Source organism: Ruegeria sp. AB10 (assembly GCF_056542745.1).
Genome location: NZ_JBQGAI010000003.1, coordinates 216677 through 239895 on the forward strand (window position 1 = coordinate 216677; position 23219 = coordinate 239895).

Here is a 23219-nt window from a genome sequence, read left to right on the forward strand (position 1 = left end):
TGTGCCCCCTCAGGTATAGTGAATCCGGCGTTCAACCAGCCGGAACTGAAAGACGGTCAGGATCAGCACCAGCACCATCAGGACAACGGATTGCGCCGACGAGCCGCCCAGATCGTTGCCCCGGAAGCCGTCCAGATAGACCTTGTAGACCAGCGTCATCGGGTTGTTGCCGGGCTCACCCTTCATCAGCGCGTCGATGACACCGAACGTGTCGAACAGCGCATAGGTGATGTTGATGATCAGCAGGAAGAACGCGGTCGGCGCCAGCAGCGGGAAGGTGATCTGCCAGAACCGTCCGGTGGCCGAGCGATTGTCGATCATCGCGGCCTCGCGCACGGAACGCGGGATGGATTGCAGGCCTGACAGGAAAAAGATGAAATTGACCGGGATCTGTTTCCAGACCGATACGATGATCATCGCGGTCGCGGTTGCGTTGTAATCGACGCCCAGTTTGAAATCCCAGCCGAACATCTGGAAGAACTTGGTCATCGGGCCGGTGCTCTGGTCAAAGAACAGGATGCCAAGAAAGCCTGCGACCGGCGGCGCGATAGCATAGACCCACATCAGCAGCGTCCGATAGGTCTTGGCCCCGCGCAGCACCTTGTCGGCCTTCACCGCCAGCAACAGCGCGATGGCCAGCGAGAAAAAGGTGACGAGGACGGAGAAAACAATCGTGAACCAGGCGATACGCTTGTACTGATCGTTGCCCATCAACGAGGTGTAGTTGTCTGCCCCGACAAAGGTTGATCCGAACCCGAACGGGTCCTGCAGAAAGAAGGATGATTGCAGCGCCCAGCCCGCAGGCCAATAAAAGAAGATGGCGATGATCATCAATTGTGGCAGCAGCAGCGCCACAGGTAGCCAGATATTGTCGAAGCCCGCGCGTTTCATGATCCGTCCGTAAGAATGAGAAGGGATGGCCGCACCGTGACGATGCGACCATCCTGGGGGTGATCCCTGGGCTTAACCCTGGGTCTTGGCGAAGCGGGCCAGCAGTTCGTTGGCTTCTGCTTCGATGTTTTCAAAGGCGGTGTTCACGTCGGTTTCACCGGTCAGGATACGGCCATATTCGCGGTTCATGATGTCGCGGATCTGGACATAGAACCCCATGCGGTAGCCCTTGGTGTTCTCGCCCGCCTTGGCCTGCAGCTGATTGACACCCACGGCGGCTGCCGGGAAACGGTCATAGTGACCATCTGTCTTGGCAAGCTCATAGGCGGCCTCGGTGATCGGCACATAGCCGGTTTCCTGGTGCCAGAAATACTGGGTTTCAGGCGCGGTCAGGAAGCGAAAGAATTCGGCCGTTGCCTTGTTTTCCTCGGCCGACTTGCCCGACATCGCAAACAGGGCGGCGCCACCGATGAAGGTCTGGGTCGGCTCGGGGGTCACGGCTTCCCAATAGGGCAGTTCCACTGCGCTGAACTCGAAATCCAGGTCTTTCTGCAGCAGGCCGCCGAACGAACCGGACGAGCCCAGCCACATGGCCACTTTGCCCTCTTCGAACGGCTTCTGGTTGTCACCCCAGCCGGTGCCATACCATTCGAACATGCCGTTGTCTTTCCACTCGGTCACAGCGTTGAAATGCGCCTTGATCGCGTCGTTGTTGACCAGGATTTCGGTGTCCATGCCGTCATAGCCGTTGTTGTTGGTCGCAAACGGCAGGTCGTGGCGCGACATGAAGTTCTCGGTGAAGATCCAGGGCAGGTGCGACTGGCTGAGCGCGACATAACCCGCGTCTTTCAGCGCCGGAGCGGTGGTCGACTGGAACTCTTCCCAGGTTTTCGGCGGGGTGACGCCGGCGGCTTCCAGCGCGTCAACGTTGTAATACAGGATCGGCGTCGACGAGTTGAATGGCATCCCGATCATCTTGCCGTCGCTGTCGGCAAAGAAATAGCGCACGCCGGCGATATAGTCGTTGATGTCGAAGTCCACGCCGTTCTCGGCCAGCAGGTCCTGAACCGGCACGGTTGCACCTTTGGCCGCGATCACGGTGGCGGCACCGGCATCGAACACCTGCATGACGTTGGGCTGTTCACCCGCGCGGAAGGCGGCGATACCGGCGGTCAGCGTCTCTTCGTAGCTGCCTTTGTAGATCGGAGTGATCTTGTATTCGTCCTGCGATGCGTTGAACTTTTCGGCAATCTTGTTGACGGTTTCCCCCAACTGCCCGCCATGGGCGTGCCACCACGTGATTTCGGTTTCTGCAAAGGCCGCGGTCGCGGTGAACGCGAGTGCTGCGGCTGTTGCGCAAAACTTCAGGTTGGTCATTTCGATCCTCCGGTTCGATTTCGGCCCTTTGCAGCAAAGAGACCGGTGGCAACAGGTGCCAGGTTGTTGCGCAGGCTCTCCTGCAGCGTTGTTCACACGTGCAGTCCTCCGACCCGCTTAGTGAGCCGTGTCTGGATTCTGCACACGTGCTCACATAATGTTAACGTATGACAGTTCGATGAAAGATTTCTAGCAATATTGACAAATTTATCAAAAAAAGAGGACAGATTTGGCGTGACTGATGACAGCAGCAAACCCTCCGAAAGGCCGCGCCGTGTGACGGCGCAAGCCGTTGCCGAAGCGGCCGGAGTGTCGCGTTCCGCCGTCTCGCGCGCTTTTACACCCGGCGCCTATCTTGATGCAAACAAAAGAAAAAAGATACAGAAGATGGCCGCGCGCATGGGCTATCAGCCCAACGCTCTGGCGGCGGGGCTCAAGGGGGGGCGGTCGCATCTGGTTGCGGTCTTTGTCGGCAATATGCGCAGCACCTATGATTCCGAATTCGTCAACCGTCTGGTGGGTCATCTGAATGCTCTGAACAAGTGGCCGATTCTCATTGATGGCAGTGATGACCATGCCGAAGCCGCCATTGATCAGGTGATGCGATACCCGCTGGACGCCCTGATTCTGCGCGGTGGCAGCATGCCCGGAGCATTGGTCGAGCAGTGCAGCAAGTTCGGTGTTCCGATGATCTCGTCCGGCCGGATCGTGGACGCGCCGGGGGTCGATAACGTGTGCTGCCGGAATGCCGAGGGTATGCGCATCGCCACGCAGGCCCTTGTGGACCGGGGGCGCAGGCGGTTCGGGTTTATAGCCGGGGCAGAGTGCTTTGCCTCGTCCGCTGATCGCCGGGCCGGTTTGATGGAGGCTCTGGATCGGGCCGGGCTGCCGCTGATTGCGGAAGAGGCAGGCGAGTTTACCGTCGAGGCCGGGTATGAGGCGTCGATGACCCTGCTGCGGGGAAACGGTCTGGATGCGCTGGTCTGTGCCAATGACGCCAGCGCAATTGGTGCGCTGACCGCGGCGCGCGAAATGGGCTTGGATGTGCCGGGTGCGCTGTCGATTGTCGGGTTTGACGATATCGAGATGGCCCGATGGCCGACCTTCAACCTGAGCACGGTGAACAATCCCATCGATGAGGCGGTCATTCAGGTCATTGATCTGCTCGAACGCCGGTTGACTGACCCCGGCAAGGCAAGTGAAACCCTTCTGATCGATCCCTATTTCGTGCCCCGCGGGAGCCACTGAACGCCCATATGCTCATGAACAGGCTTCAGATGCGTGATCGGTCAGCTTGCCCGAAGTCAGCGCCGCCAGCGCGACCATCACGGCAGCGGTTCCCAGAACCAGAGGCAGCCCGCCGATCTGATAGGTCAGGCCCGACAATACGGTGCCCAAAAGGCGGCCCGTTGCGTTGGCCATATAATAGAAGCCGACATCCATCGTCACCCGCTCGGACTTGGTGAAGGTCAGGATCAGGTAGGAATGCAGCGACGAGTTGACTGCAAAGATCGCCCCGAACACCAACAGACCCAGCACCAGCGTGACGGTCAGCCATGTCTGCGGTCCCGAGGATACCAATACCGCAACCGTCAATGCCGCCGGAACGCAGAACAGGGCGGCGGCCCAGCTGCGGGCGGCGTGGATCAGGTCGCCTTCGCTGCGCTCGGACGCGCGCAGGATCTTGGGTGCGCTGGCCTGAACGGCTCCGTAAAGGATGACCCAGACGGCCATGAAGGTACCGATCATGAAGAACGCCGCGCGGTTGCCGGCCTCGGTGCCATCCGACAGGACCGCGTAGAAATAGATCGGGATGCCGACCACGAACCACACGTCCCGCGCGCCGAACAGGAACACCCGCGCCGCCGACAGCCAGTTCACGTTGGAGGATTTCGAGAAGACCTCGGAGAATTTTGCGCCCTTGCGCCCCTTGGGCAGGCCCGGCGGCATGAACAGGATCACGGCCACCAGAATGACCGCCAGCAAAATCGCCATGGCCAGCGTGGCCCAGACAAAGCCCAGGGTCGCCAGCAAGGCGGCCCCCAGCAGGAACCCCAAGCCTTTGACTGCGTTCTTTGACCCGGTCAGAACAGCAACCCAGCGGAATAACCCGCCGCCTTCGCTTGGGGCCAGCAGTTTCACGGCGGATTTCGAGGACATCTTGGCCAGATCCTTGGCCACCCCGCTGGCTCCCTGCACGACCATCACAAAGACCACCTTGGCCGGAATTGCCCAATTAGGGTCTAGTTGGGTGAGAACAAGCAGCGCCCCCACCTGCAGCACCAACCCCGCATACAGCGTCGAGGTCAGCCCGAACCGTGCCGCGATCCAGCCAGCGGCCAGATTGGTGCCCATCCCGGCGATCTCATAGAGAACAAACAGATACGCCAACTGAACCGGCGAGAACCCCATCGTGTGAAAGTGCAGCAGCACCAGCATCCGCAGGGCTCCGTCAGTCAACATAAAGGCCCAATAGGCCGCCGTGACCGCGATATAGGCCGACAGGCCCTCGGGCCGGTCAGTCACAGGGACTGTCCAACCATCAGCGCAACATCGATCAAACGGTGGGCATAGCCCATCTCGTTGTCATACCACGCATAGATCTTCACCTGCGTCCCGTTCACCACCATGGTCGAGGGCGCATCGATGATCGAAGACCGCTCGTCATTGGTGTAATCGGTCGAGACCAGCGGCCGGATTTCATAGCCCAGAATGCCCTTCAACTCGCCCTCGGCGGCGGCTTTGAAAAAGGCGTTAACCTCTTCAGCAGTGGTTTCGCGATCCACCTCGAACACACAGTCGGTCAGTGAGGCGTTCAGCAGCGGCACGCGGACCGCATGACCGTTCAACCGGCCTTTCAATTCCGGATAGATCAGCGTGATCGCGGTGGCCGAACCGGTGGTGGTCGGGATCAGCGAATTCAGCGCCGAGCGCGCGCGGCGCAGGTCCTTGGCGGGACGGTCCACGATGGTTTGCGTGTTGGTCACGTCATGGATCGTGGTCATCGAGCCGTGGCGGATGCCAAGGTTCTCATGGATCACCTTGACTACGGGGGCCAGACAGTTGGTGGTGCAGGACGCCGCCGTCACGATGTGATGCGTGGCCGGGTCATAGGTGCCCTCGTTCACACCCATGACGATATTGGCGGTGGGGCCGTCCTTGACCGGCGCCGAGACGACAACCTTTTTCACGCCGGCCTCGAAATAGGGGGCCAGCTTGGCCTCGGTCTTGAACACACCCGTGCAGTCGATCACCACGTCCACACCGTCCAGAGGCAGATCGTTCAGGTCTTTGGTGCCGATAAAGGGCAGGCGGGTGCCGTTGATGGTGACGCTGTCGGCATCGTGCGAGAATTCGGCGTCCCAACGACCATGCACCGTGTCGAACTCCAGCAGATGCGCGTGCATCTCCGGATCGCCGACCCCGTCATTGATCCAGGCGATTTGCGCGCCTTTTTCCAGCAACGGCTTCAGGGCCAGTTTTCCCATCCGGCCCAGGCCGTTCAGTGCGTAAGTCGTCATTTCGTGTCCTCGCGTGACGTCCTGCCGATGTCATCGACGGCAGTTTGCAATGCGATCCGGTCAAGGCTTCTGACCGGCAGAGAGGTAAAGGCCTCGATCCGCCGTTTCAGCGCGCCATAGGCGTTCTGGAAGGCCAGGCTTTTCTCGGCATCGGTGCCGGTGGCCTTGACCGGGTCCACCATGCCCCAATGACCACTGATCGGCTGGCCTTCCCAGGCGGGGCAGTCTTCGTTTGCGGCCTGATTGCAGACGGTGAAGACGAAATCCATCTCGGGCGCATCCGGTGCGGCGAACTCGGACATATGCTTGGACCGCAGGACCGAGGTATCATGCCCTTTATCCTTCAATACCTGCATGGCAAAAGGATTGAGCGCCGATGTTGGCTGAGTGCCGGCGGAATAGACATTGAACCGGTCGCCTCCCAGTTCGCGCAACAGAGATTCGGCAAAGATCGAGCGGGCGGAATTTCCCACGCACAGAAACAGTACATTGAACTTGCGGTCCGTCATGGTGTCATTTCCTTGGCTGAAAGGCATGCAGATATCAGGGCGGCCACGGCAGCAATCGAGGACCAGAAAATCCAGCATTTGCTGCACGTTCTTCATATCGACAGAATAGAGCAGAGACGTTCCCGACCGCTCCTGCGTCACCAGACCCGATCGTTGCAACGCGTTCAGATAGTTCGACAGGGTGCTGGCCTTGATATCCAGCTCGGTCGCCAGCTCTCCGGCGGGCACAGTGTCAGGAAAGCGTCGCATCAACATGCGAAACACCGAGATACGTTGCGGGTGACCGAGGATGGCGAGTTGGTCGGTAATTTTTTCTATCATATTTCATGAATTATAGAAGTATTGAATATACAGCAATCCGGGAAACGCGCCGTTACAAAAAATTCACAATCGAAACATGCGGACGCCACGGCCCGGCCAGAAGACCAGGATGCGAAACCATGACGCGCTGCAAGCCCGCTGATGAAAATCACAAAGATCGAGACTTGCGCGCGCAATCCCGACCGTTTAAACGAACCTTCGCTTGCCTCAATAGCTCAGCTGGTAGAGCAGGTCCTTCGTAAGGACAAGGTCGGGGGTTCGAGTCCCTCTTGAGGCACCACCGTTGCTCATGAAACAGGTGCGGTCCACTTGCTCTGAACAGCAGTTCTACACGCATTCCTTTATGCCAAGACCGATCAGGTATTCACCCGATACAAAGTAAAGCTCATCCGGACCGGCATATCTTGCTTTGGTCATGAACCAGGTGCTGACCGGACCTGGATAGTAACTTGAGAGCGTCACGCTTTTCCTATCGAATTCATCGGTCGCCATTTGTTTCCGATCCAACCGGCGAGGGCCGTGAAACCCAAATACCGTTTCGGGGGATACGCAAACATCATCGGCGCCCAGCAACATGGTGCAGCTGGAGTTGCAATAATCTCCGATAATCCGGAACTGCACGTCGGTTCGATTGGCGATTTCTATCTGGACCATTCGATCCATAATGCGCCCGCCGGGGTCGTTGCCAATCCGAAGCTCTTTTGATGTCGCCGGAACACTCATCAGAACGAGTGCCGCCAACGCCGCAATCATGTTTCTCATCCGCCCGCCTGCTCAAGGGTGGAGTTTTCGTTTTTCCTATCTATAGCAGAACCTTAGGCGGGCAGAAATATCACCCGGAAACGCGAGTTAATCCTGTGTTCACAATAACTCACCCCCGGCGCGCAGCCAAAAGCGGTTATCCGCGGAATTTAGGGCAGGGAACGGCTCTGCGGGATTTCAAGTCGGCAATGCTTGTCACGCCTTGGCCATGCACCGGACCGGGGCGATGCGCGCATCGCCCCATTGGGTCTCAGGCGCGTTTTTCGCCGATGGTTGTCACGCCCAGAACCGACAGCACCTTGGCCTCGATCTGTTCTGCGTTCATACCGGCGACAGCGTACATATCCGCCGGGCTTGCCTGATCGATGAAGGTATCCGGCAGCACCATCGAGCGATATTTCAGCCCGTCATCGAACACGCCCTCATCCGCCAGCAGTTGCGCCACGTGGCTGCCGAATCCGCCAACCGCGCCTTCTTCGATGGTGATCAGGGCCTCGTGGTTCGCGGCCAGATCAAGGATCAGTTCACGATCCAGCGGTTTGGCAAAGCGGGCATCGGCGATGGTGGGCGTGATCCCACGGGCCGAGAGCGCCTCGGCGGCTTTCTGCACCTCGGCCAGACGCGTGCCGAAAGACAACAGCGCCACGCGTGCGCCTTTCTGAATCATCCGGCCCTTGCCGATTTCCAGCACCTCACCGCGTTCGGGCAGATCGACGCCAACGCCTTCTCCGCGCGGATAGCGGAAGGCAATGGGGCCGTCGTCATGGGCCGCGGCGGTGGCCACCATGTGCACCAGTTCGGCCTCATCCGCAGCGGCCATTACGACCATGCCGGGCAGGTTGGCCAAATAGGCAATGTCGAACGAGCCTGCATGTGTGGCGCCATCGGCCCCAACCAGACCCGCACGATCAATGGCGAAACGTACCGGCAGGCGCTGGATGGCGACGTCATGCACGACCTGATCGTAACCGCGTTGCAGGAAGGTCGAATACATCGCGCAGAACGGCTTCATCCCCCCGGCTGCCAATGCGGCGGCGAAGGTCACACCGTGCTGTTCGGCAATCGCCACGTCGAAACAGCGCGACGGGTATCGCTCTGCAAACAGGCTGAGCCCGGTGCCGTCCGGCATCGCAGCGGTGACAGCGACGATCTTGTCATCGCGCCCGGCCTCTTCGACCAGTGTTTTGCCGAAGACCGAGGTATATGACGGCGCGTTGGACGGGGCCTTGTGCTGCTTGCCAGTCACCACATCGAATTTGGCCGTTGCATGACCCTTGTCGCGGGCCTGCTCGGCAGGGGCGTAACCTTTGCCCTTTTTGGTCAGGATGTGGATCAGGATCGGACCGGTCGCCCGCGCCTTGACGGTGCGCAGAACCGGCAGCAGCTGATCCATGTCGTGCCCGTCCAGCGGCCCGATATAGGAAAAACCCAGTTCCTCGAACAGCGTACCCCCCACGGCCATGCCTTTCAGCATTTCCTTGGCGCGTTTCGCGCCTTCGCGGAACGGTTCGGGCAGCAATGACACCGCACCCTTGGCCGCAGCCTTCAGATCGTGGAACGGGGCCTCGGTATAGATCCGCGACAGATAGCTGGACAGCGCGCCGACCGGGGGCGCGATACTCATCTCATTGTCGTTGAGGATGACGATCAGACGTTTGCGCAGGTGACCTGCGTTATTCATCGCCTCGAATGCCATGCCCGCCGACATCGAGCCATCCCCGATCACTGCAATCGCATCGCCCAGACCTTCGGGCGTCACACCGCCCAGATCGCGGGCAACGGCAAATCCCAGCGCCGCGCTGATCGAGGTTGAACTATGCGCCGCGCCGAACGGGTCATAAGGGCTTTCGCTGCGTTTGGTAAAACCGCTCAGCCCGTCTTTCATACGCAGGGTACGGATACGATCCCGCCGCTCGGTCAGGATTTTGTGCGGATAGCACTGGTGTCCCACGTCCCAGATGATCTTGTCGCGCGGCGTGTCAAAGACGGCGTGCAGCGCGGTGGTCAGCTCGACCACACCCAGACCCGCGCCCAGATGGCCGCCGGTGACGGACACGGCCGAGATCGTCTCGGCCCGCAATTCCTGCGCCACCTGGTGCAGTTGCGCGTCCGAGAACTGCTTGAGATCCGCAGGGCGGCTCACAAGGTCCAGCAGGGGCGTGTTCGGGCGGTCAGACATATGGCGCGTTCCTGGCTTAGCTGTCCCGGGCAATAACGAAGCGGGCGGCGTCCTTCAAGGTTTCAGCCGAGGCACCATACCCATCCAGCGCAGCGCAGGCCTGATCAATCAGCTCGGCGGCACGGGCCTTGGCGGCACTGAGCCCCAGCAGGGAAACAAACGTGGCCTTGCCGGCCTCGGCATCCTTTTGCAGGCGTTTCCCGGCCTTTTCGGCATCACCTTCCACATCAAGGATGTCATCCGCGATCTGAAAAGCAAGACCAAGGGCTTGGGCATATTGGCGCAAGGGGTCCGGATCGGCCTGCGCCAACCGCGCCCCCGCACAAGCGGACCATTCGATCAGGGCACCGGTCTTGCCCGCCTGCAGGTGCGTGATTTCATCCAGCGTCAGCGGGGCAGAGGCCGATTCCGCCGCAATATCCAGCGCCTGGCCCAGCACCATGCCTTGCGCCCCGCTGGCCTTGGCCAATGTCAGGGCCAGGTCCGCTCGGACCTCAGCTATTCCGACCTCGGGCCGGGTACACAGCTCAAAAGCCAGCGTTTGCAGCGCATCGCCCGCCAGAACAGCGGTGCCGTCATCCCATTTCACATGCACGGTCGGACGCCCGCGCCTCAGGTCATCGTCATCCATGCAGGGCAGATCGTCATGGACCAGAGAATAGGCGTGCAGCGCCTCGATTGCGGTGGCGGGCAGGATCGCACATCCTTCGTCCACACCATGCAGGCGCGCGCTTTCCAGCACCAGAAACCCGCGCAACCGCTTGCCGCCCTCGGTGGCGTAGGCCATCGCCCGGGTCACATCCAGATCGTCCAACGCGCCCAGAACCAGATCGAACTGATCCTGAATCCGCGCCGCATCCTGCGCTAGCTTTTCGCGAAACATTTACTGACCTTCGACAGGCGTCGTCCCGGTCGGCTGACCATTGGCGTCCAGCGTGATGGCGGCCACTTTTTCCTCGGCCCGCTTCAGCTCATCCTCGCAGCGTTTTTTCAGCGCCGCGCCGCGTTCGTACAGCGCGATGGATTGGTCCAGTGCCACGTCGCCGCGCTCCAGCTGGCCGACTACGGCCTCCAGCTCTTTCATCGCCTGTTCGAATGTCATCTGATCAACGGGGGTATCGGTCATCGGGCTGCCTTCATCAATTCTTCCACATGGGCGCGGGTGGCCTCGGCCAGTGCGTTCAGATCATACCCGCCTTCCAAAGTCGAGACGATACGTCCCGCGCACAGCTCATCGGCAAGTTTACATAGCTCGGCCGTGACCCAAGCGAAATCGCCGGTGGACCAGTTGAGATTGGCCAGCGGATCGTCCTGATGCGCGTCGAACCCGGCTGAGATGATGATCAGTTCCGGTTTGAAGGCGCGCAGGCGCGGGAAGGCCAAGGTTTCATATGCCGCTCGCATCTCGACGCCACCTGTTCCGGGGGCCAGAGGGATGTTGAGAATGGTATCATAGGCGCCTGTTTCATCCGGGCGCCCCGATCCGGGCCACAACGGCATCTGTTGGCTGGTGATCACCAGCGCGCGCTTCTCATCCCACAGCAGGTCTTGCGTTCCGTTGCCGTGGTGCACATCGAAATCCACCACCGCCACATGACTCAACCCGTGATGATCGAGCGCATGTTTCGCCGCCAGCGCCGCATTGCCGAACAGGCAGAAGCCCATGGCGGTATCCGTCTCGGCGTGATGTCCCGGCGGCCGGATGGCACAAAACACGTTCGGAGCCTCTCCGCACAAAACCATATCCACCGCCCGCACCACCGCACCCGCCGCCCGATAAGCGGCGTCAACGGAACCGGGGGACATGAACGTATCCCCGTCGATTTGCACAAAACCCTCGGCAGGACGGGCGCGGCGAATATCGTGAATGTAGCTTTCCGGATGCACCCGCAGCAGGTCATCATCTGCCGCCAATGGCGCCGTGACACGGGTCAGGTCCAGCCCCTCAAGCGCATGCAGGATATGCTCCAACCGCGCCACGCGCTCAGGGTGCCCGTCCGGTGTCACATGTCCAAGACAATCGGCATGGGTCAAAAGGGCGGTCTTCATCAGGATCCCATCTTCATCTGTCTAAAAGTATCCTCGCCGAAGGCAAAAATCGCCGCGCAGCGGCCTTTAATCCGGCGCCAACATATACCCGGCCCCCCGAACGGTCTGCAAATACCGAGGCTGCTTCGGATCCTGCTCGATCTTGCGCCGCAGGCGGGTGATCTGCACATCCACCGCGCGCTCCTGCGCCTGGCCCTTGTCGCGGCCCAGATCCTCAACCAGCTTGGCACGGCTGATCGGTTCGCCCGGCTGGGCCGAGAAAATCTTCATCAACTGGCTCTCGGTCGCGGTCAGGCGCACGGGTTCTTCGCCCTGCCACATCTCGCCGCGTTCCACGTCATAGCGGATCGGCCCGAGGTTCAGAATCTTGGTCGCCGTATCCTGTGCGGGCGTTTCCGGCATCCGCCGCAGGATTGCGTTGATCCGCAGTAGCAGCTCTTTCGGTTCGAACGGTTTGGCCAGATAGTCGTCCGCCCCGGCCTCAAGCCCGGCGATGCGATGCTCGGTCTCGCCCCGTGCGGTCAACAGCAGGATCGGCGTAGAGTGGGTCTCGCGCAGCGTTCGGGTCAGGCTGACGCCATCCTCGCCCGGCATCATCACGTCCATGACGATCAAGTCGAAATCCAGACCCGACAACACTCGCCTTGCGTGTGCCGCATCACGGGCCGCCGTAACCAGAAAACCGCTCCGCATCAGAAACTTCTTGAGCAGATCACGAATACGCTCATCGTCGTCGACGATCAGCAGATGGGCGTCCATTTCGCTCATGAGGTGGTATCCCGCAGTTTCGTGTAAGCATGACGCATATCAGCATCCATCATCGCTTCAAGCACTTTACGAAATCCTGACACGGCCTCGGGGCCTGCATCTTTATACGCCGCCCGCATGCGCACGCGCTGGGCCTCGGACAGCTTGGCCTCAAGCGCCTTGCCCTTTTCGGTCAGGAACAGATGCCGTTCACGCTTGTCCACCGTGCCCACGCGGCTTTCGACCAGACCATCCTCGATCAGCGTCCGCAGCACCCGGTTCAGAGATTGTTTCGTCACCCCCAGAATCGCCAGCAGGTTGTTCACCGTTGTCCCCGGTGCGCGGTTGATGAAATGGACGGCCCGGTGATGCGCCCGGCCATAGGCCATCTGCGTCAGAATGCGATCCGGGTCCGCAGTAAAGCCGCGATAGGCGAAAAACATCGCCTCGATCCCCTGCCGAAGCTGTTCGTCGGTCAAAAACAGCAGGCTTTCACCGCCAAAGACTTGGGCGGGGCGCGTATCCGACATAGTATGCCTCATTCGTTACTCGTGCCGAGTTTATGTCAGCGTTGTTGACATTCCAAGAGTGGACAGGTATCGAATCGCAGTTTCTGCGCAACTTTATGTCCGCATCGGACTTAATTGGCGCAACAATCGGAAAATTCAACCCAAGGCTGGAGGTTTCGCATGGCGGGGTATGATGATCGTGATGGCACCATCTGGTTGGATGGCAAACTTGTGCCCTGGCGCGAGGCCAATGTGCACATCCTGACCCATGCGATGCACTATGCGTCCTCGGTCTTTGAAGGAGAGCGCGCCTATAACGGCAAGATCTTCAAAAGCCGCGAGCATTCGGAACGTCTGATCGCCTCGGCCGAGGCACTGGACATGCCAATGCCCTATTCGGTTGATGAGATCGAGGCCGCCAAGGAAGAAGCGCTGAAAGCCAGCGGTCTGCAGGACGCTTATGTTCGCGCGCTGGTCTGGCGCGGCTCGGGCGACGATATGGGCGTGGCTTCGGCCAAGAACCCGGTGCGGATGGCTGTGGCTGTCTGGCCTTGGGGTGCCTATTATGGCGACGCAAAGATGCAGGGCGCCAAGCTGGACATCGCGGAATGGAAACGCCCCAGCCCCGAAACCATCCCGGTCCACGCCAAGGCGGCGGGCCTTTACATGATCTGCACCATTTCCAAGCACAAGGCCGAGGCCAAAGGCTGCTCGGACGCACTGTTCATGGACTGGCGCGGCTATGTGGCCGAGGCGACCGGCGCCAACGTGTTCTTCGTCAAGGATGGTGAGGTGCACACGCCACTGGCGGATTGCTTCCTGAACGGCATCACCCGTCAGACCGTGATCCAGATGCTGAAAGATAAGGGCATCACCGTCCACGAGCGCCGCATCAAGCCCGAAGAAATGGCCGATTTCGAACAATGCTGGCTGACCGGTACGGCAGCCGAGGTCACTCCGGTGGGGCAGATCGGCGATTATACCTTCGAGGTCGGAGACCTGACCCGCGAGATCGCCGCAGAATATGAGGCGCTGGTCCGCGCCTGATCCGGTCCGGGAACGTCATCCAGACCCCCGCCTTTCGCGGGGGTTTTTCTTTGCCTGCCGTTCAAGATTTTGTGCAGATCGTTCAGATGGCTGGACGAATGCGCAGCCGAGTATAGGTTTACCCCATGTTGGACCTGCTTAGCGATATCCTCACCCGCCTGTCCCTGCGGGGCACATTCTATTTCCGCACCTCCTTCACGCCACCCTTCGGCGTTCAGGTTCCCGCTTTCGAAAACGTGGCCCGGTTTCATTTTGTTCAACGGGGAGAACTGAAAGTTTCAGTCTCTAACACAGGCAAAATCCTGCGTCTGAAGCAAGGCGACCTGATCCTGATCCCACATGGCGCCGCCCATGCGCTGCTGTGCAATGAGGTCAAACCAATGGATGCGCTGCCGCTTGAGCGGGTGTTGGACGAGGCCGGATACCAAGGCGATGGCGTGCTGATTTACGGTGGTGAGGACAAAAGCCGCGACACGCAACTGATCTGCGGCCATTTCTCGTTCACCGGTCCACCGGGGCGACAGGGCACCGGGCATATGCTGATCGACCGGTTGCCGCCTTACATCCTGATTGAAAACTACGGAGAGGAAGCCGGGGCCTGGATCGAAGCCACCCTGCGCATGATCGGGTCCGAAATCAATGGCGCCCGCATCGGCGGCGATCTGATTGCGCTGAAACTGTCCGAGGTGCTGTTTGCACAAGCCATCCGCGCCCATCTGGAACACCAAAGCCCCAGCGAATCCGCGCTTGCCGGGTTTGCGGATCCCCGCATTTCACGCGCGTTGACCGCGTTTCACCAAACCCCCGCACAGGAGTGGAGCGTCGAGTCGCTGGCGCGTGAGGCCGGGATGTCGCGCACCGCCTTCGCGCAGCTCTTTGCCGAAAAGATGAGCGCCACGCCGATGCAATACCTGACCGACTGGCGGATGCAGATCGCCTGCCACGGATTGACCGAGGCGCGCTGGAACGTGGCGGATGCGGCGGCCGAGGTCGGCTATGCCTCTGAGGCTGCGTTTTCGCGGGTGTTCAAAAAGCAGATCGGCCTGTCCCCGGCGGCCTATCGGTCCATGCACTGATCCGGGTCGTTTCTGAACGATCTGCAAGCTTTCACGAACGATCCGGAATTAAACGTCCGAACGTCCTTTCTTAATTTGGGGTCATGCCAAGCAAGGAAAGGAAATTTCTATGTCTGTTCGTTTCGTTAACCGCACCATACACGCCTATCTGGATTACCCCGTCGCCTTTGCGCTGATGGGGCTGCCCTTTGTTCTGGGGTTGGGGCAATCCAACCCGATGGCCCTGTGGCTGTCTGTGGTAACCGGCATTGCGGCCTTTGTGCTGACCGGGCTGACCGACCACCACCTTGGTATCTGGCGCGTGCTGCCCTACAAGTTCCATCTGGCCGTCGATCTGCTGGTTGGTGTCGTGTTCCTGGCCGCACCCAGCCTGTTTGGGTTTTCGGGCCTGGATGCGATATACTACTGGCTGAACGGCGCGGCGGTGGTCGCCGTCATTTCGCTCAGCACGCCGGAACAGAGGATTGCCGCCTGAGCAGGGTATCCATAGGTGTCACAATACCATCGTGATACTTTCAAGACTCTGAGCCGCTTGTTTTACAAACAGGCGGCTCACTGCCGCTCACCAATTGCGTGTCCCGCAAGGGTCACCAGACAGGAGAGCTTCCATGACCCGAATCCTTCGCCCCAACCGCCGCGCTTTTCTGGCCCGCAGCACCGCATTTGCCGCGTCTCTGTTCATGCCCGCGATCAGTCGCGCCGCGTCGCGCCCGGTGTTCACACATGGCGTGCAGTCCGGCGATGTGGACATGAGCTCGGGCATGATCTGGACCCGCACGGATCGCCCCGCGCGGGTCATGATGGAAGTGTCGACCACCGAGAGCTTTGCCGACGCCCGCAAGCTGAGCCCGATGGACGCCATCCCGAACAGTGATTTTGCAGTGAAAAGACTGGTCGACGGGCTGCCCCCGGATCAGGATATCTTCTATCGCTTCGTGGCTGCTGATCTGAGCGACATCAATGTCGTATCAGAGCCTATTATTGGCCAATTCAGCACAGCCCCGTCCGAGCGCCGCAATATCCGCTTTGTCTGGTCGGGGGATACTGCCGGGCAGGGCTGGGGCATTGATGACGAAGGGATGCGCACCTATGCCACCATGGCGCAGCACCGGCCCGATTTTTTCATCCACTCGGGCGACACGGTCTATGCCGATGGCCCGATGCAGGACGAAGTCGAGAAGGACGGTTAGCTGATCTGGAAAAATACCACCCTGGTCGACGAGAAACGCAAGGTGGCCGAAACGCTGGACGAATTTCGCGCCCAGTGGAAATACAACTTGATGGACGCGCATGTGCGTGCGATGAATGCCGTCTGCCCGACCTTCTTTCAGTGGGATGACCACGAGGTGGTCAACAACTGGTCGGATGCCAAGGACCTGATCTCGGATGACCGCTATACCGAGAAATCGGTGCATGTGCTGCAATCCCGCGCGGGCCGTGCCTTTCACGAGATGACACCGCTGCGGATCACGCCAGTCGAGCCGGGGCGCGTCTATCGCAAGATCTCGTACGGTCCGATGCTGGACGTGTTCTTTCTGGACCTGCGCAGCTATCGCGGGCCGAACGGTCCTTCGATGGAGGATGAAATCACCGACAAGTCGCGCATTCTGGGCGCCGAACAGCTGGCGTGGCTGAAACGCGCGCTTGCTGCGTCTCAGGCCACGTGGAAGGTCATCGCCTCAGACATGCCGATCGGTTTGATCGTCTGGGACCGGTGGAAGGACCGGAAAGGGGTCGAAGCGATCGCGAATGGCGACAACGGTCCGGCGAAGGGCCGCGAGTTGGAGATCGCCGACCTGCTGCGCTTCATCAAAACCGAAGAGGTTGCCAACACGGTGTGGTTCACGGCGGATGTGCACTATACCGCTGCGCACTACTATGATCCTAACAAAGCGCAATTACAGGATTTTGAGCCGTTTTGGGAGTTTGTGTCCGGCCCGCTGCATGCCGGAACCTTTGGTCCGAATGCGCTGGACAGCACGTTTGGGCCAGAGGTGAAATTCGTCAAAGCGCCGACCAAGGAACAGGGGGCCAATCTGCCCCCCAGCGCTGGTCTGCAGTTCTTTGGCCTGGTCGATATCGACGGCGCGACTCAGCAGATGACCGTGCGCCTGATGGATCGTGCCGATACCGAATTGTGGTCGGTCACACTGGACCCGCAGCCGCAGGGGATCTGATCGCTCGTCACGTCGCGCCCCGAAGAATTTTGGGGCGCGTTTTTGCCCTTGAAAATTCCGACTAAAATAGTCAGATACGCATAACGCCAGATGCGCAGGCATCCGGCACAGGGTTTCGAGGCGGTTTGCGGGCTTAGCGCATGAATAGGTGAGAGCCCGCCGCCGCCTCGGAAACGAATGATCGGGGTAAGACATGGGCGATCCGCTGGACGAAATAATGGCACGGCACGAGGCAGCCACAGCTTGCGGCTGTTGCTGCGACGATGATTTTTGCGCCTATGTCGACAAGACACCCAAAGCAGAGCGTGGCCTGCCGGAAACTCTGCCAGCCAGCGCCGCAAGCCGTCGCGGATCGGTTCGGTTTCTCAATGAGAATCCGATGGGGTAACAGCCCCGGGGTGGGGCTGTTCAGGCTCTAAAATTCAGAAATCGACGCCGCGCTGGGCTTTGATCCCGGCTTGGAAAGGGTGCTTTTCCTCGGTCATCTCGGTGACCAGATCGGCATAGTCGCGCAGCGCTTGCGGCGCGTCGCGGCCTGTCAGGAACACGCTGGTCTTGTCGGACCGCTCATTCAGCCCGTCGATGACCTGATCCACCGACAGGTATTCATAGCGCAGGGCGATGTTGATCTCGTCCAGAACCACCAGATCGTACTCACCGCTGGCCATCAGGGCGCGGGCCTTGTCAAAGGCGGCGTTGGCGGCGGCGATGTCACGTTCCTTGTCCTGCGTGTCCCAGGTGAAGCCTTCGCCCATCGTGTGCCAAGTCACCAGATCGCGTTCCTCGAAAAAGCGCCGCTCGCCGGTTTTCCACTTGCCCTTGATGAACTGCACCACGGCCACCTTCTGGCCCCAGCCAAGCGCCCGGATCACAACGCCAAACGCGGCCGAGGATTTGCCCTTACCCTTGCCGGTGTTGATCAGAACCAGCCCGCGCTCCGGGTCGACGGCCTCAGAGACCTTTTTGCGGTGCTGGGCCTGCACCTTCTGCATCTTTTCCTTGTGATCTTGTGCGTCGCTCATGGGCGGAACCTTTCCTGATTTGCGCCCAACCTAAGCGAAGTTTGCCAAAGGTAAAGATCAGGACTTTGGATCCGGGGCCGACTTATCCTTGCCACGATCCACACCCAATTGGCGTTCGCGCAGGATAACCAGCACGTTGCCCGCAATGACCAGCGCCGCGCCACCCAGCATGACAAGTGTGGGCCATTCGTCGAACCAGACATAGCCGATGACAATGGCAAACAGCATGGTCGTGTAATCGTAAGGCGCCAACATCGAGGCCTGTCCGAAACGATAGGACGAGGTCACCAGAATTTGCGCGACGCCGCCGATCAATCCCATACACGCCAGTATTAGAGCCTGTTCCAACGTCGGCATGGTCCAGCCCCAAAAGGCTGTCAGAGACGACAGCAGCGTGGCGGTCAGCGAGAAATAGAACACCACCGCAGCGGGATGGTCGACCTGCACCAATTGCCGGATGTGTATCTGCACAAAGGCCCGCGCCATGGTGGCCGCCAGCACGCAGAGCGCGCCGATGGTGGCGGCGGTATCCATATTGTTGCCGCCCAGCCGGGGCCAGATCATGATCAGCACCCCCAGCAGGCCGATGGCAACAGCGCCAATGCGGATCATGCGAATACGCTCGCCCAGCATGATCGCGGCCAGAATCAGGGTGAAGATCGGGGTGGCATAGCCAATCGCCGTGACCTCGGGCAGGGGCAGCAGGCTGAGGCCGGTAAAGGTCAGGCCCATGGCGCTGGTGCCCAGAACGCCGCGCCAGAAATGCCCCATCGGCTTTTTGACCACCAACCCCTGCGCCAGCTCACCGCGATAGACCAGCCAGCCGATTATCACCGGAACCGCAAAGAGCGAGCGGAAGAACACCATCTCTCCGGGCGGGAAATCAACCGACAAAGCTTTGACCAGCGCCTGCATTGCCGTGAACAGCACAAGCGCGCTGAGTTTCAGCGAAACGGCCAGCACAGGTCGATGCGATGTTAAGGGTTTTGCCATCGGCGCGACCCTGCGCCTTTGGCAGTCAAAGATCAATGTCCGGTGCGGGAGTTTGACCAGTCGGCGGGCAGAGGGTGGCCAATCTCGTCGGCAAACTCTTCCAGAAACCGGATCATCCGCTGGGTACGTCGCCGCGCCAAGGCCGCGCCGCCTTCGGTCAGCATGTCATCCGGCAGCGCCAAAAGCTTGACCTTCCAGTGGTCGATCGAAAAGGCAAGATCATCCAGCGGGCGGTTTGCCGCAAAAGGATCGGCCGCATCGTACAGCGTCCGCCCCAACGCGCCCGAAACCGAGAAGTTCCGTGCAACACCGATGGCCCCAAGTGCGTCCAGCCGATCCGCATCGCGCAGAATGCAGGCCTCGGGCGTTTCAGGCGTGATATTGGCCGAGAAACTATGCGCTTCGATGGCGTGTTGAATCGCGCTGATCTGGGTGTCGTTATAGCCCAGTTCCCGCAGAACAGGCTCTGAACGCTGTGCCGACTTGCGCGAGGCCAGATGGCGTTCGGGGTCGTCTTTCGGCAAATTGACCAGATCATGCAGATAACAGGCGGCCAGCAATACAGACCGGTCCGTCGCCTCATCGGCAATGTTCTGAGCATTCACCCAGACCCGGTCCAGATGGGCCAGGTCATGCGCCGGATCGGTTTCCATCCGCTGCGCGACGACGGCGCGCAGGCGGGTGCGCAGATCAGCCGATCCGTCCACGGTTCTCTCCGATCTGGCCGCGGTGCAGCAGCAGGTGGTCGAGGATCACGCAAGCCATCATCGCCTCACCCACCGGCACGGCGCGGATGCCGACGCAAGGGTCGTGGCGGCCTTTGGTGATGATCTCGGTTTCTTCGCCCGACTTGGTGATCGTCTTGCGGGTGGTCAGGATCGACGAGGTCGGTTTGACGGCAAACCGTACCACAACATCTTGCCCGGTCGAGATGCCGCCGAGGATGCCGCCCGCGTGGTTCGAGCTGTATTGCGGGCCGTCCTGACCCATGAAAATCTCATCGGCATTGGCCTCGCCGGTCAGTTCGGCGGCGGCCATGCCTTCGCCGATCTCGACGCCTTTCACCGCGTTGATCGACATCATCGCAGCGGCCAAATCAGTGTCTAACTTGGCGTAAACAGGTGCGCCCAACCCGGCGGGAACGCCGCGGGCCACGACCTCGACCACCGCACCGACCGAGTTTCCGGATTTGCGAAGGTCGTCCAAATAGGTGGCCCAGTCTTCGGCGGCTTTTGCGTCGGGGGTCCAGAACGGGTTCTGTTCAATCTGCGACCAGTCGAAATTGGCGCGTTCGATCTTGTGAGGGCCGATCTGGGTCATGTAACCGGTGATCTGTACATTGGGTGCGATCTGCTTGATCGCCTCGCGCGCCAAACCGCCCGCCGCCACGCGGGATGCGGTTTCGCGGGCGGAACTGCGCCCGCCGCCGCGATAGTCGCGGATGCCGTATTTCTGCCAATAGGTGATATCGGCGTGGCCCGGACGGAACTTGTCCATGATGTCGCCGTAGTCTTTCGAGCGCTGATCGGTGTTCTCGATCGTCAGCTGGACGGGCGTACCGGTGGTCTGGCCTTCGAACACGCCGGACAGGATTTTCACCTGATCGGGTTCGCGCCGCTGAGTGGTGAACTTGTTCTGCCCCGGTTTGCGCTTGTCCAGCCAGTGTTGGATCATCGTCTCGTCAATCGCAACGCCCGGCGGGCAGCCGTCGACGGTGGCACCCAAAGCGGGCCCGTGGCTTTCACCCCAGGTGGTGACGCGGAAGAGGTGTCCAAAGCTGTTCATCGACATGGGGCGTGCTCCTTTGAGGGTTGTGATTAGCGGGCAAGGCCCGGGGCCTCAAGCGGATTTGCGGTTTGGGGCGGGGTGCGCTGCCCGGTGGGCAGCGCGTTTGAGTATTTGTGAAAAGATGAAGATCAGGCCGCCTGGGTGACTTTTGCGCGGGTTTTGGTGATCATCAGCGCGGCCTGCGCGGCCTCGCGCCCCTTTTCCACGAAATGCGCGCGATAGATGGCATTGTGGTGTTCGGTTTCCTGATATTGATGCGGGGTCAGCGACACCGACAGGACCGGAACGCCGGTATCCAGACCGGCGCGCATCAACCCATCAACCACAGCTTGGGCCACGAATTCGTGCCGGTAGATGCCGCCATCCACCACAAAAGCGGCACAGGCGATGGCAGCGTATTGGCCGGTCTGGGCCAGATCGCGGGCCAGCAAGGGCATCTCGAACGCGCCGGGGACGTCGAAGACATCGACTTGCTCGGCGGGGATAAGTTCAAGAAACCCGTCCAGCGCACGGTCCACGATATCGGAATGCCAGTTGGCTTTGATAAAAGCATAGCGGGTGTGTGTCATCATGATCTCCTTTCGTAACAGACACGTCACCCAAGGCGATCACGGGCAGGCGCGCCGCATCACCGGCACGCTGCACGTTCTCTTTCATCCGGACTGTAACCGTCGGCTCTGGCCTCTCACCAGATCTGCTGACACCCTTTGGTGGTTCCACGATTTGTCCGAAAACCGGTTCCCACTTTTCGGATCGTGGACACTGCGGGGCCGCTCGCGGGCTTACGGATCATGCCCGCATACCGCCGGTGGGGAATTTCACCCCGCCCTGAGAACGGGGTGGACTGTGCCAAGGCCCGGTCACTTGTGCAAGAGGCTTTGCGCCCCACCCAATTGACGGGTTTTGTTTCCATGACCGTCCTGTAAGGTCGCTGCAACCTAAGGAGAGCGCGAATGAAACTCTATCACAGTCCAACCTCGCCCTATGTGCGCAAGGTGATGGTTTTGCTGCACGAAACCGGCCAGCTTGAGGACGTCGAGGTGTTGAACGTCGCCACCACTCCGTTGGCTCCGGCGGACGAGCTGCAGGGCAAGGTGCCGTTGAGGCGCATTCCGGCGCTGGAGCGGTCGGATGGTCCGACCCTGTTCGACAGCCGCGTGATCTGCGCGTTTCTGGATGCGCGGGCCAAGGCGGGGATGTACCCCGAGGGGGCCGGGCGTTGGGACGTGCTGACGCTGGAGGCGCTGGCCGACGGTATTCTGGATTCGGCGGTGGGGATGGCCTATGAGGCGCGCCTGCGTCCCGAGGACAAGCAGTGGGACACCTGGCTGGATGCGCAATGGGGCAAGATCGACCGGGCCTGTGCCGCGCTGAACCAGCGCTGGATGGCGCATCTGTCTGGCCCGCTGGATATGGGGCAGGTGGCCGTGGCCTGTGCGCTGGGTTATCTGGACCTGCGCCACGATGCGCGGAACTGGCGCAAGGGCAACGATGCGCTGAACGACTGGTTTGCTGCGTTCAACGAACGGCCCAGCATGGCGGCGACCCGTCCCGAGGGTTAATCCGATTCAGGTGCGCTGGCCGTGACTTGCAGGGCCAGCGCGCAGTCGATCAGGGTGCGCTGAACGTGGCGAGATAAGCCGCGATGTCGTCGGCGCCTTTTTTCAGCTTCACGCTCATGTTCGGGCGCGCGGTTTCGTCATCCAGATATTCTTGAATGAAACCAATCGGGTCCTGCGAATAGGCGGAGACGTTTTCCTCGGTCCAGACCAGACCTTCTTCGCCGGCGCGGATCATGTCATCGGTGAACATGCCGACCGGCAGGCGCTCGCTGCCATAGCGGTAATCATTTTCGGCTCCGGCGACGCGGCCCACCACACCGTACAGATTCGGTCCGGTAATGCCACCTTTGACCAGAACCTCGCCATCTTTGATGATCGCGTGGCAGGACGAGCAGCGGTTATAGAGTTTTTCACCTTTGGCCGGGTCACCGGCGGCCGTCGCCTGGGACGCAAGGGTCAGGGTGAGGGTCAGCGCAATTGGAATGAACTTTGGCATGGGAAATGTCCTGCTGAGGTTGGGCTTACTCCGGCCCTTGGTAGATTCCCGTTAAAAGTGCAATCGAAAACCAACCCGCATAAGCCGCTACAAAATATCTATTTTCAACTCAGTTTTTTCGGGGTCACGGATTTCCCGAAAGGTGAAAATTGCGTGGCGAAACTGGGTCAGAATCTTGCAGATCCGGCATCAC

At 60.3% G+C, this 23219-nt stretch carries 24 protein-coding genes, 1 tRNA gene, 1 pseudogene and 1 riboswitch; of the genes and pseudogenes, 8 read left to right on the forward strand and 18 right to left on the reverse strand.

The window, feature by feature from the left end; genetic code table 11:
- Window positions 1-9: 9 nt before the first annotated feature.
- Both ACR0NT_RS08480 and ACR0NT_RS08485 read right to left on the reverse strand, forming a co-directional pair.
- Window positions 10-891, reverse strand: coding sequence for an ABC transporter permease subunit (locus ACR0NT_RS08480; RefSeq protein ID WP_170672708.1), 882 nt, complete (start codon window positions 889-891; stop codon window positions 10-12).
- A 72-nt stretch (window positions 892-963) separates the two neighbouring features.
- Entirely contained in the window at window positions 964-2268 is a 1305-nt protein-coding gene (locus tag ACR0NT_RS08485) for an extracellular solute-binding protein (RefSeq protein ID WP_170444479.1), read from the reverse strand.
- Between the two features lie 234 nt (window positions 2269-2502).
- Between ACR0NT_RS08485 and ACR0NT_RS08490 the strand changes: the two genes are divergently transcribed.
- A complete protein-coding gene (locus tag ACR0NT_RS08490) occupies window positions 2503-3516 on the forward strand; it encodes a LacI family DNA-binding transcriptional regulator (RefSeq protein WP_170672710.1) in 1014 nt (337 codons plus the stop codon).
- A 12-nt stretch (window positions 3517-3528) separates the two neighbouring features.
- Here the strand turns inward: ACR0NT_RS08490 and arsJ are convergent, their stop codons facing one another.
- Genes arsJ through ACR0NT_RS08505 form a run of 3 tightly spaced genes read right to left on the reverse strand, consistent with a single transcriptional unit; the run spans window position 3529 to window position 6619 of the window.
- Window positions 3529-4794: an organoarsenical effux MFS transporter ArsJ gene (arsJ, locus tag ACR0NT_RS08495; RefSeq protein WP_170672712.1), complete on the reverse strand. Its 1266-nt coding sequence runs from the start codon at window positions 4792-4794 to the stop codon at window positions 3529-3531.
- Window positions 4791-5789, reverse strand: coding sequence for an ArsJ-associated glyceraldehyde-3-phosphate dehydrogenase (locus tag ACR0NT_RS08500; RefSeq protein ID WP_170672714.1), 999 nt, complete (start codon window positions 5787-5789; stop codon window positions 4791-4793). Before ACR0NT_RS08500 ends, arsJ begins: the two co-directional genes overlap by 4 nt.
- A complete protein-coding gene (locus ACR0NT_RS08505; protein WP_170672716.1) occupies window positions 5786-6619 on the reverse strand; it encodes an arsenate reductase/protein-tyrosine-phosphatase family protein in 834 nt (277 codons plus the stop codon). The genes ACR0NT_RS08500 and ACR0NT_RS08505 overlap by 4 nt, the downstream gene beginning before the upstream one ends.
- A 204-nt stretch (window positions 6620-6823) precedes the next feature.
- Here ACR0NT_RS08505 and ACR0NT_RS08510 point away from each other — a divergent pair.
- A tRNA-Thr gene (locus ACR0NT_RS08510) sits at window positions 6824-6899 on the forward strand.
- Window positions 6900-6946: 47 nt separating this feature from the next.
- On the opposite strand, the gene ACR0NT_RS08515 is transcribed toward ACR0NT_RS08510, so the two are convergent.
- The 7 genes from ACR0NT_RS08515 to ACR0NT_RS08545 all read right to left on the reverse strand — a co-directional run bounded on the left by ACR0NT_RS08515 (window position 6947) and on the right by ACR0NT_RS08545 (window position 12886).
- Window positions 6947-7372, reverse strand: coding sequence for a hypothetical protein (locus ACR0NT_RS08515; protein ID WP_480442909.1), 426 nt, complete (start codon window positions 7370-7372; stop codon window positions 6947-6949).
- Between the two features lie 259 nt (window positions 7373-7631).
- On the reverse strand, window positions 7632-9560 hold the full coding sequence (dxs, locus tag ACR0NT_RS08520; protein WP_170672718.1) for a 1-deoxy-D-xylulose-5-phosphate synthase: 1929 nt from the start codon (window positions 9558-9560) through the stop codon (window positions 7632-7634).
- A 16-nt stretch (window positions 9561-9576) separates the two neighbouring features.
- On the reverse strand, window positions 9577-10443 hold the full coding sequence (locus ACR0NT_RS08525; RefSeq protein ID WP_170672720.1) for a polyprenyl synthetase family protein: 867 nt from the start codon (window positions 10441-10443) through the stop codon (window positions 9577-9579).
- A complete protein-coding gene (locus tag ACR0NT_RS08530) occupies window positions 10444-10686 on the reverse strand; it encodes an exodeoxyribonuclease VII small subunit (protein ID WP_058272726.1) in 243 nt (80 codons plus the stop codon).
- The gene (locus ACR0NT_RS08535) at window positions 10683-11609 is read right to left on the reverse strand and encodes a histone deacetylase family protein (protein WP_170672722.1); all 927 of its coding nucleotides are present in this window, start codon (window positions 11607-11609) and stop codon (window positions 10683-10685) included. Before ACR0NT_RS08535 ends, ACR0NT_RS08530 begins: the two co-directional genes overlap by 4 nt.
- Window positions 11610-11675: 66 nt before the next feature.
- On the reverse strand, window positions 11676-12377 hold the full coding sequence (locus ACR0NT_RS08540; RefSeq protein WP_170444449.1) for a response regulator: 702 nt from the start codon (window positions 12375-12377) through the stop codon (window positions 11676-11678).
- Entirely contained in the window at window positions 12374-12886 is a 513-nt protein-coding gene (locus ACR0NT_RS08545) for a MarR family transcriptional regulator (RefSeq protein WP_170444446.1), read from the reverse strand. The genes ACR0NT_RS08540 and ACR0NT_RS08545 overlap by 4 nt, the downstream gene beginning before the upstream one ends.
- A 159-nt stretch (window positions 12887-13045) precedes the next feature.
- On the opposite strand from ACR0NT_RS08545, the gene ACR0NT_RS08550 reads away from it, so the two are divergent.
- The 5 genes and pseudogenes from ACR0NT_RS08550 (at window position 13046) to ACR0NT_RS08570 (ending at window position 17553) form a co-directional block, all read left to right on the forward strand.
- A complete protein-coding gene (locus ACR0NT_RS08550; RefSeq protein WP_170444443.1) occupies window positions 13046-13912 on the forward strand; it encodes a branched-chain amino acid aminotransferase in 867 nt (288 codons plus the stop codon).
- Between the two features lie 125 nt (window positions 13913-14037).
- Entirely contained in the window at window positions 14038-14988 is a 951-nt protein-coding gene (locus tag ACR0NT_RS08555) for an AraC family transcriptional regulator (RefSeq protein ID WP_170672724.1), read from the forward strand.
- A gap of 109 nt (window positions 14989-15097) precedes the next feature.
- Complete coding sequence (locus tag ACR0NT_RS08560) at window positions 15098-15463, forward strand: SPW repeat domain-containing protein (protein ID WP_170444438.1); 366 nt, start codon at window positions 15098-15100, stop codon at window positions 15461-15463.
- Window positions 15464-15668: 205 nt separating this feature from the next.
- Window positions 15669-17165, forward strand: a pseudogene (locus tag ACR0NT_RS08565) (alkaline phosphatase D family protein).
- A gap of 193 nt (window positions 17166-17358) precedes the next feature.
- Entirely contained in the window at window positions 17359-17553 is a 195-nt protein-coding gene (locus ACR0NT_RS08570) for a hypothetical protein (RefSeq protein ID WP_170672726.1), read from the forward strand.
- Window positions 17554-17587: 34 nt separating this feature from the next.
- Here the strand turns inward: ACR0NT_RS08570 and cobO are convergent, their stop codons facing one another.
- From cobO to ACR0NT_RS08595, 5 genes are all read right to left on the reverse strand, one after another.
- Window positions 17588-18187 (reverse strand): cob(I)yrinic acid a,c-diamide adenosyltransferase, encoded by a 600-nt coding sequence (cobO, locus tag ACR0NT_RS08575; protein ID WP_170672728.1) that lies wholly within the window; start codon window positions 18185-18187, stop codon window positions 17588-17590.
- Between the two features lie 57 nt (window positions 18188-18244).
- The gene (locus ACR0NT_RS08580) at window positions 18245-19180 is read right to left on the reverse strand and encodes a DMT family transporter (RefSeq protein ID WP_170672730.1); all 936 of its coding nucleotides are present in this window, start codon (window positions 19178-19180) and stop codon (window positions 18245-18247) included.
- 32 nt (window positions 19181-19212) lie between these two features.
- Window positions 19213-19887, reverse strand: coding sequence for an HD domain-containing protein (locus ACR0NT_RS08585; RefSeq protein ID WP_170444427.1), 675 nt, complete (start codon window positions 19885-19887; stop codon window positions 19213-19215).
- Window positions 19871-20971, reverse strand: a complete 1101-nt coding sequence (gene aroC / locus ACR0NT_RS08590) for a chorismate synthase (RefSeq protein ID WP_170444423.1) — start codon at window positions 20969-20971, stop codon at window positions 19871-19873. Before aroC ends, ACR0NT_RS08585 begins: the two co-directional genes overlap by 17 nt.
- A gap of 125 nt (window positions 20972-21096) precedes the next feature.
- The gene (locus tag ACR0NT_RS08595) at window positions 21097-21537 is read right to left on the reverse strand and encodes a 6,7-dimethyl-8-ribityllumazine synthase (protein ID WP_170672732.1); all 441 of its coding nucleotides are present in this window, start codon (window positions 21535-21537) and stop codon (window positions 21097-21099) included.
- A gap of 72 nt (window positions 21538-21609) precedes the next feature.
- A riboswitch (FMN riboswitch) is annotated at window positions 21610-21808 on the reverse strand.
- A gap of 113 nt (window positions 21809-21921) precedes the next feature.
- On the opposite strand from ACR0NT_RS08595, the gene ACR0NT_RS08600 reads away from it, so the two are divergent.
- Complete coding sequence (locus tag ACR0NT_RS08600; RefSeq protein ID WP_170672734.1) at window positions 21922-22530, forward strand: glutathione S-transferase; 609 nt, start codon at window positions 21922-21924, stop codon at window positions 22528-22530.
- A 49-nt stretch (window positions 22531-22579) separates the two neighbouring features.
- Here ACR0NT_RS08600 and ACR0NT_RS08605 read toward each other — a convergent pair whose 3' ends face one another.
- Window positions 22580-23026 (reverse strand): cytochrome c family protein, encoded by a 447-nt coding sequence (locus tag ACR0NT_RS08605; protein WP_170672736.1) that lies wholly within the window; start codon window positions 23024-23026, stop codon window positions 22580-22582.
- Window positions 23027-23219 lie beyond the last annotated feature (193 nt).

What these genes read in the sequence shown, in the direction of transcription:
- ACR0NT_RS08480 (WP_170672708.1), bottom strand. Translation starts at nt 891, where the DNA reads ATGAAACGCGCGGGCTTCGACAATATCTGGCTACCTGTGGCGCTGCTG.
- ACR0NT_RS08485 (WP_170444479.1), bottom strand. Translation starts at nt 2,268, where the DNA reads ATGACCAACCTGAAGTTTTGCGCAACAGCCGCAGCACTCGCGTTCACC.
- ACR0NT_RS08500 (WP_170672714.1), bottom strand. Translation starts at nt 5,789, where the DNA reads ATGACGACTTACGCACTGAACGGCCTGGGCCGGATGGGAAAACTGGCC.
- ACR0NT_RS08505 (WP_170672716.1), bottom strand. Translation starts at nt 6,619, where the DNA reads ATGATAGAAAAAATTACCGACCAACTCGCCATCCTCGGTCACCCGCAA.
- ACR0NT_RS08515 (WP_480442909.1), bottom strand. Translation starts at nt 7,372, where the DNA reads ATGATTGCGGCGTTGGCGGCACTCGTTCTGATGAGTGTTCCGGCGACA.
- dxs (WP_170672718.1), bottom strand. Translation starts at nt 9,560, where the DNA reads ATGTCTGACCGCCCGAACACGCCCCTGCTGGACCTTGTGAGCCGCCCT.
- ACR0NT_RS08525 (WP_170672720.1), bottom strand. Translation starts at nt 10,443, where the DNA reads ATGTTTCGCGAAAAGCTAGCGCAGGATGCGGCGCGGATTCAGGATCAG.
- ACR0NT_RS08530 (WP_058272726.1), bottom strand. Translation starts at nt 10,686, where the DNA reads ATGACCGATACCCCCGTTGATCAGATGACATTCGAACAGGCGATGAAA.
- ACR0NT_RS08535 (WP_170672722.1), bottom strand. Translation starts at nt 11,609, where the DNA reads ATGAAGACCGCCCTTTTGACCCATGCCGATTGTCTTGGACATGTGACA.
- ACR0NT_RS08540 (WP_170444449.1), bottom strand. Translation starts at nt 12,377, where the DNA reads ATGAGCGAAATGGACGCCCATCTGCTGATCGTCGACGACGATGAGCGT.
- ACR0NT_RS08545 (WP_170444446.1), bottom strand. Translation starts at nt 12,886, where the DNA reads ATGTCGGATACGCGCCCCGCCCAAGTCTTTGGCGGTGAAAGCCTGCTG.
- ACR0NT_RS08550 (WP_170444443.1), top strand. Translation starts at nt 13,046, where the DNA reads ATGGCGGGGTATGATGATCGTGATGGCACCATCTGGTTGGATGGCAAA.
- ACR0NT_RS08555 (WP_170672724.1), top strand. Translation starts at nt 14,038, where the DNA reads ATGTTGGACCTGCTTAGCGATATCCTCACCCGCCTGTCCCTGCGGGGC.
- ACR0NT_RS08560 (WP_170444438.1), top strand. Translation starts at nt 15,098, where the DNA reads ATGTCTGTTCGTTTCGTTAACCGCACCATACACGCCTATCTGGATTAC.
- ACR0NT_RS08570 (WP_170672726.1), top strand. Translation starts at nt 17,359, where the DNA reads ATGGGCGATCCGCTGGACGAAATAATGGCACGGCACGAGGCAGCCACA.
- cobO (WP_170672728.1), bottom strand. Translation starts at nt 18,187, where the DNA reads ATGAGCGACGCACAAGATCACAAGGAAAAGATGCAGAAGGTGCAGGCC.
- ACR0NT_RS08580 (WP_170672730.1), bottom strand. Translation starts at nt 19,180, where the DNA reads ATGGCAAAACCCTTAACATCGCATCGACCTGTGCTGGCCGTTTCGCTG.
- aroC (WP_170444423.1), bottom strand. Translation starts at nt 20,971, where the DNA reads ATGTCGATGAACAGCTTTGGACACCTCTTCCGCGTCACCACCTGGGGT.
- ACR0NT_RS08595 (WP_170672732.1), bottom strand. Translation starts at nt 21,537, where the DNA reads ATGACACACACCCGCTATGCTTTTATCAAAGCCAACTGGCATTCCGAT.
- ACR0NT_RS08600 (WP_170672734.1), top strand. Translation starts at nt 21,922, where the DNA reads ATGAAACTCTATCACAGTCCAACCTCGCCCTATGTGCGCAAGGTGATG.
- ACR0NT_RS08605 (WP_170672736.1), bottom strand. Translation starts at nt 23,026, where the DNA reads ATGCCAAAGTTCATTCCAATTGCGCTGACCCTCACCCTGACCCTTGCG.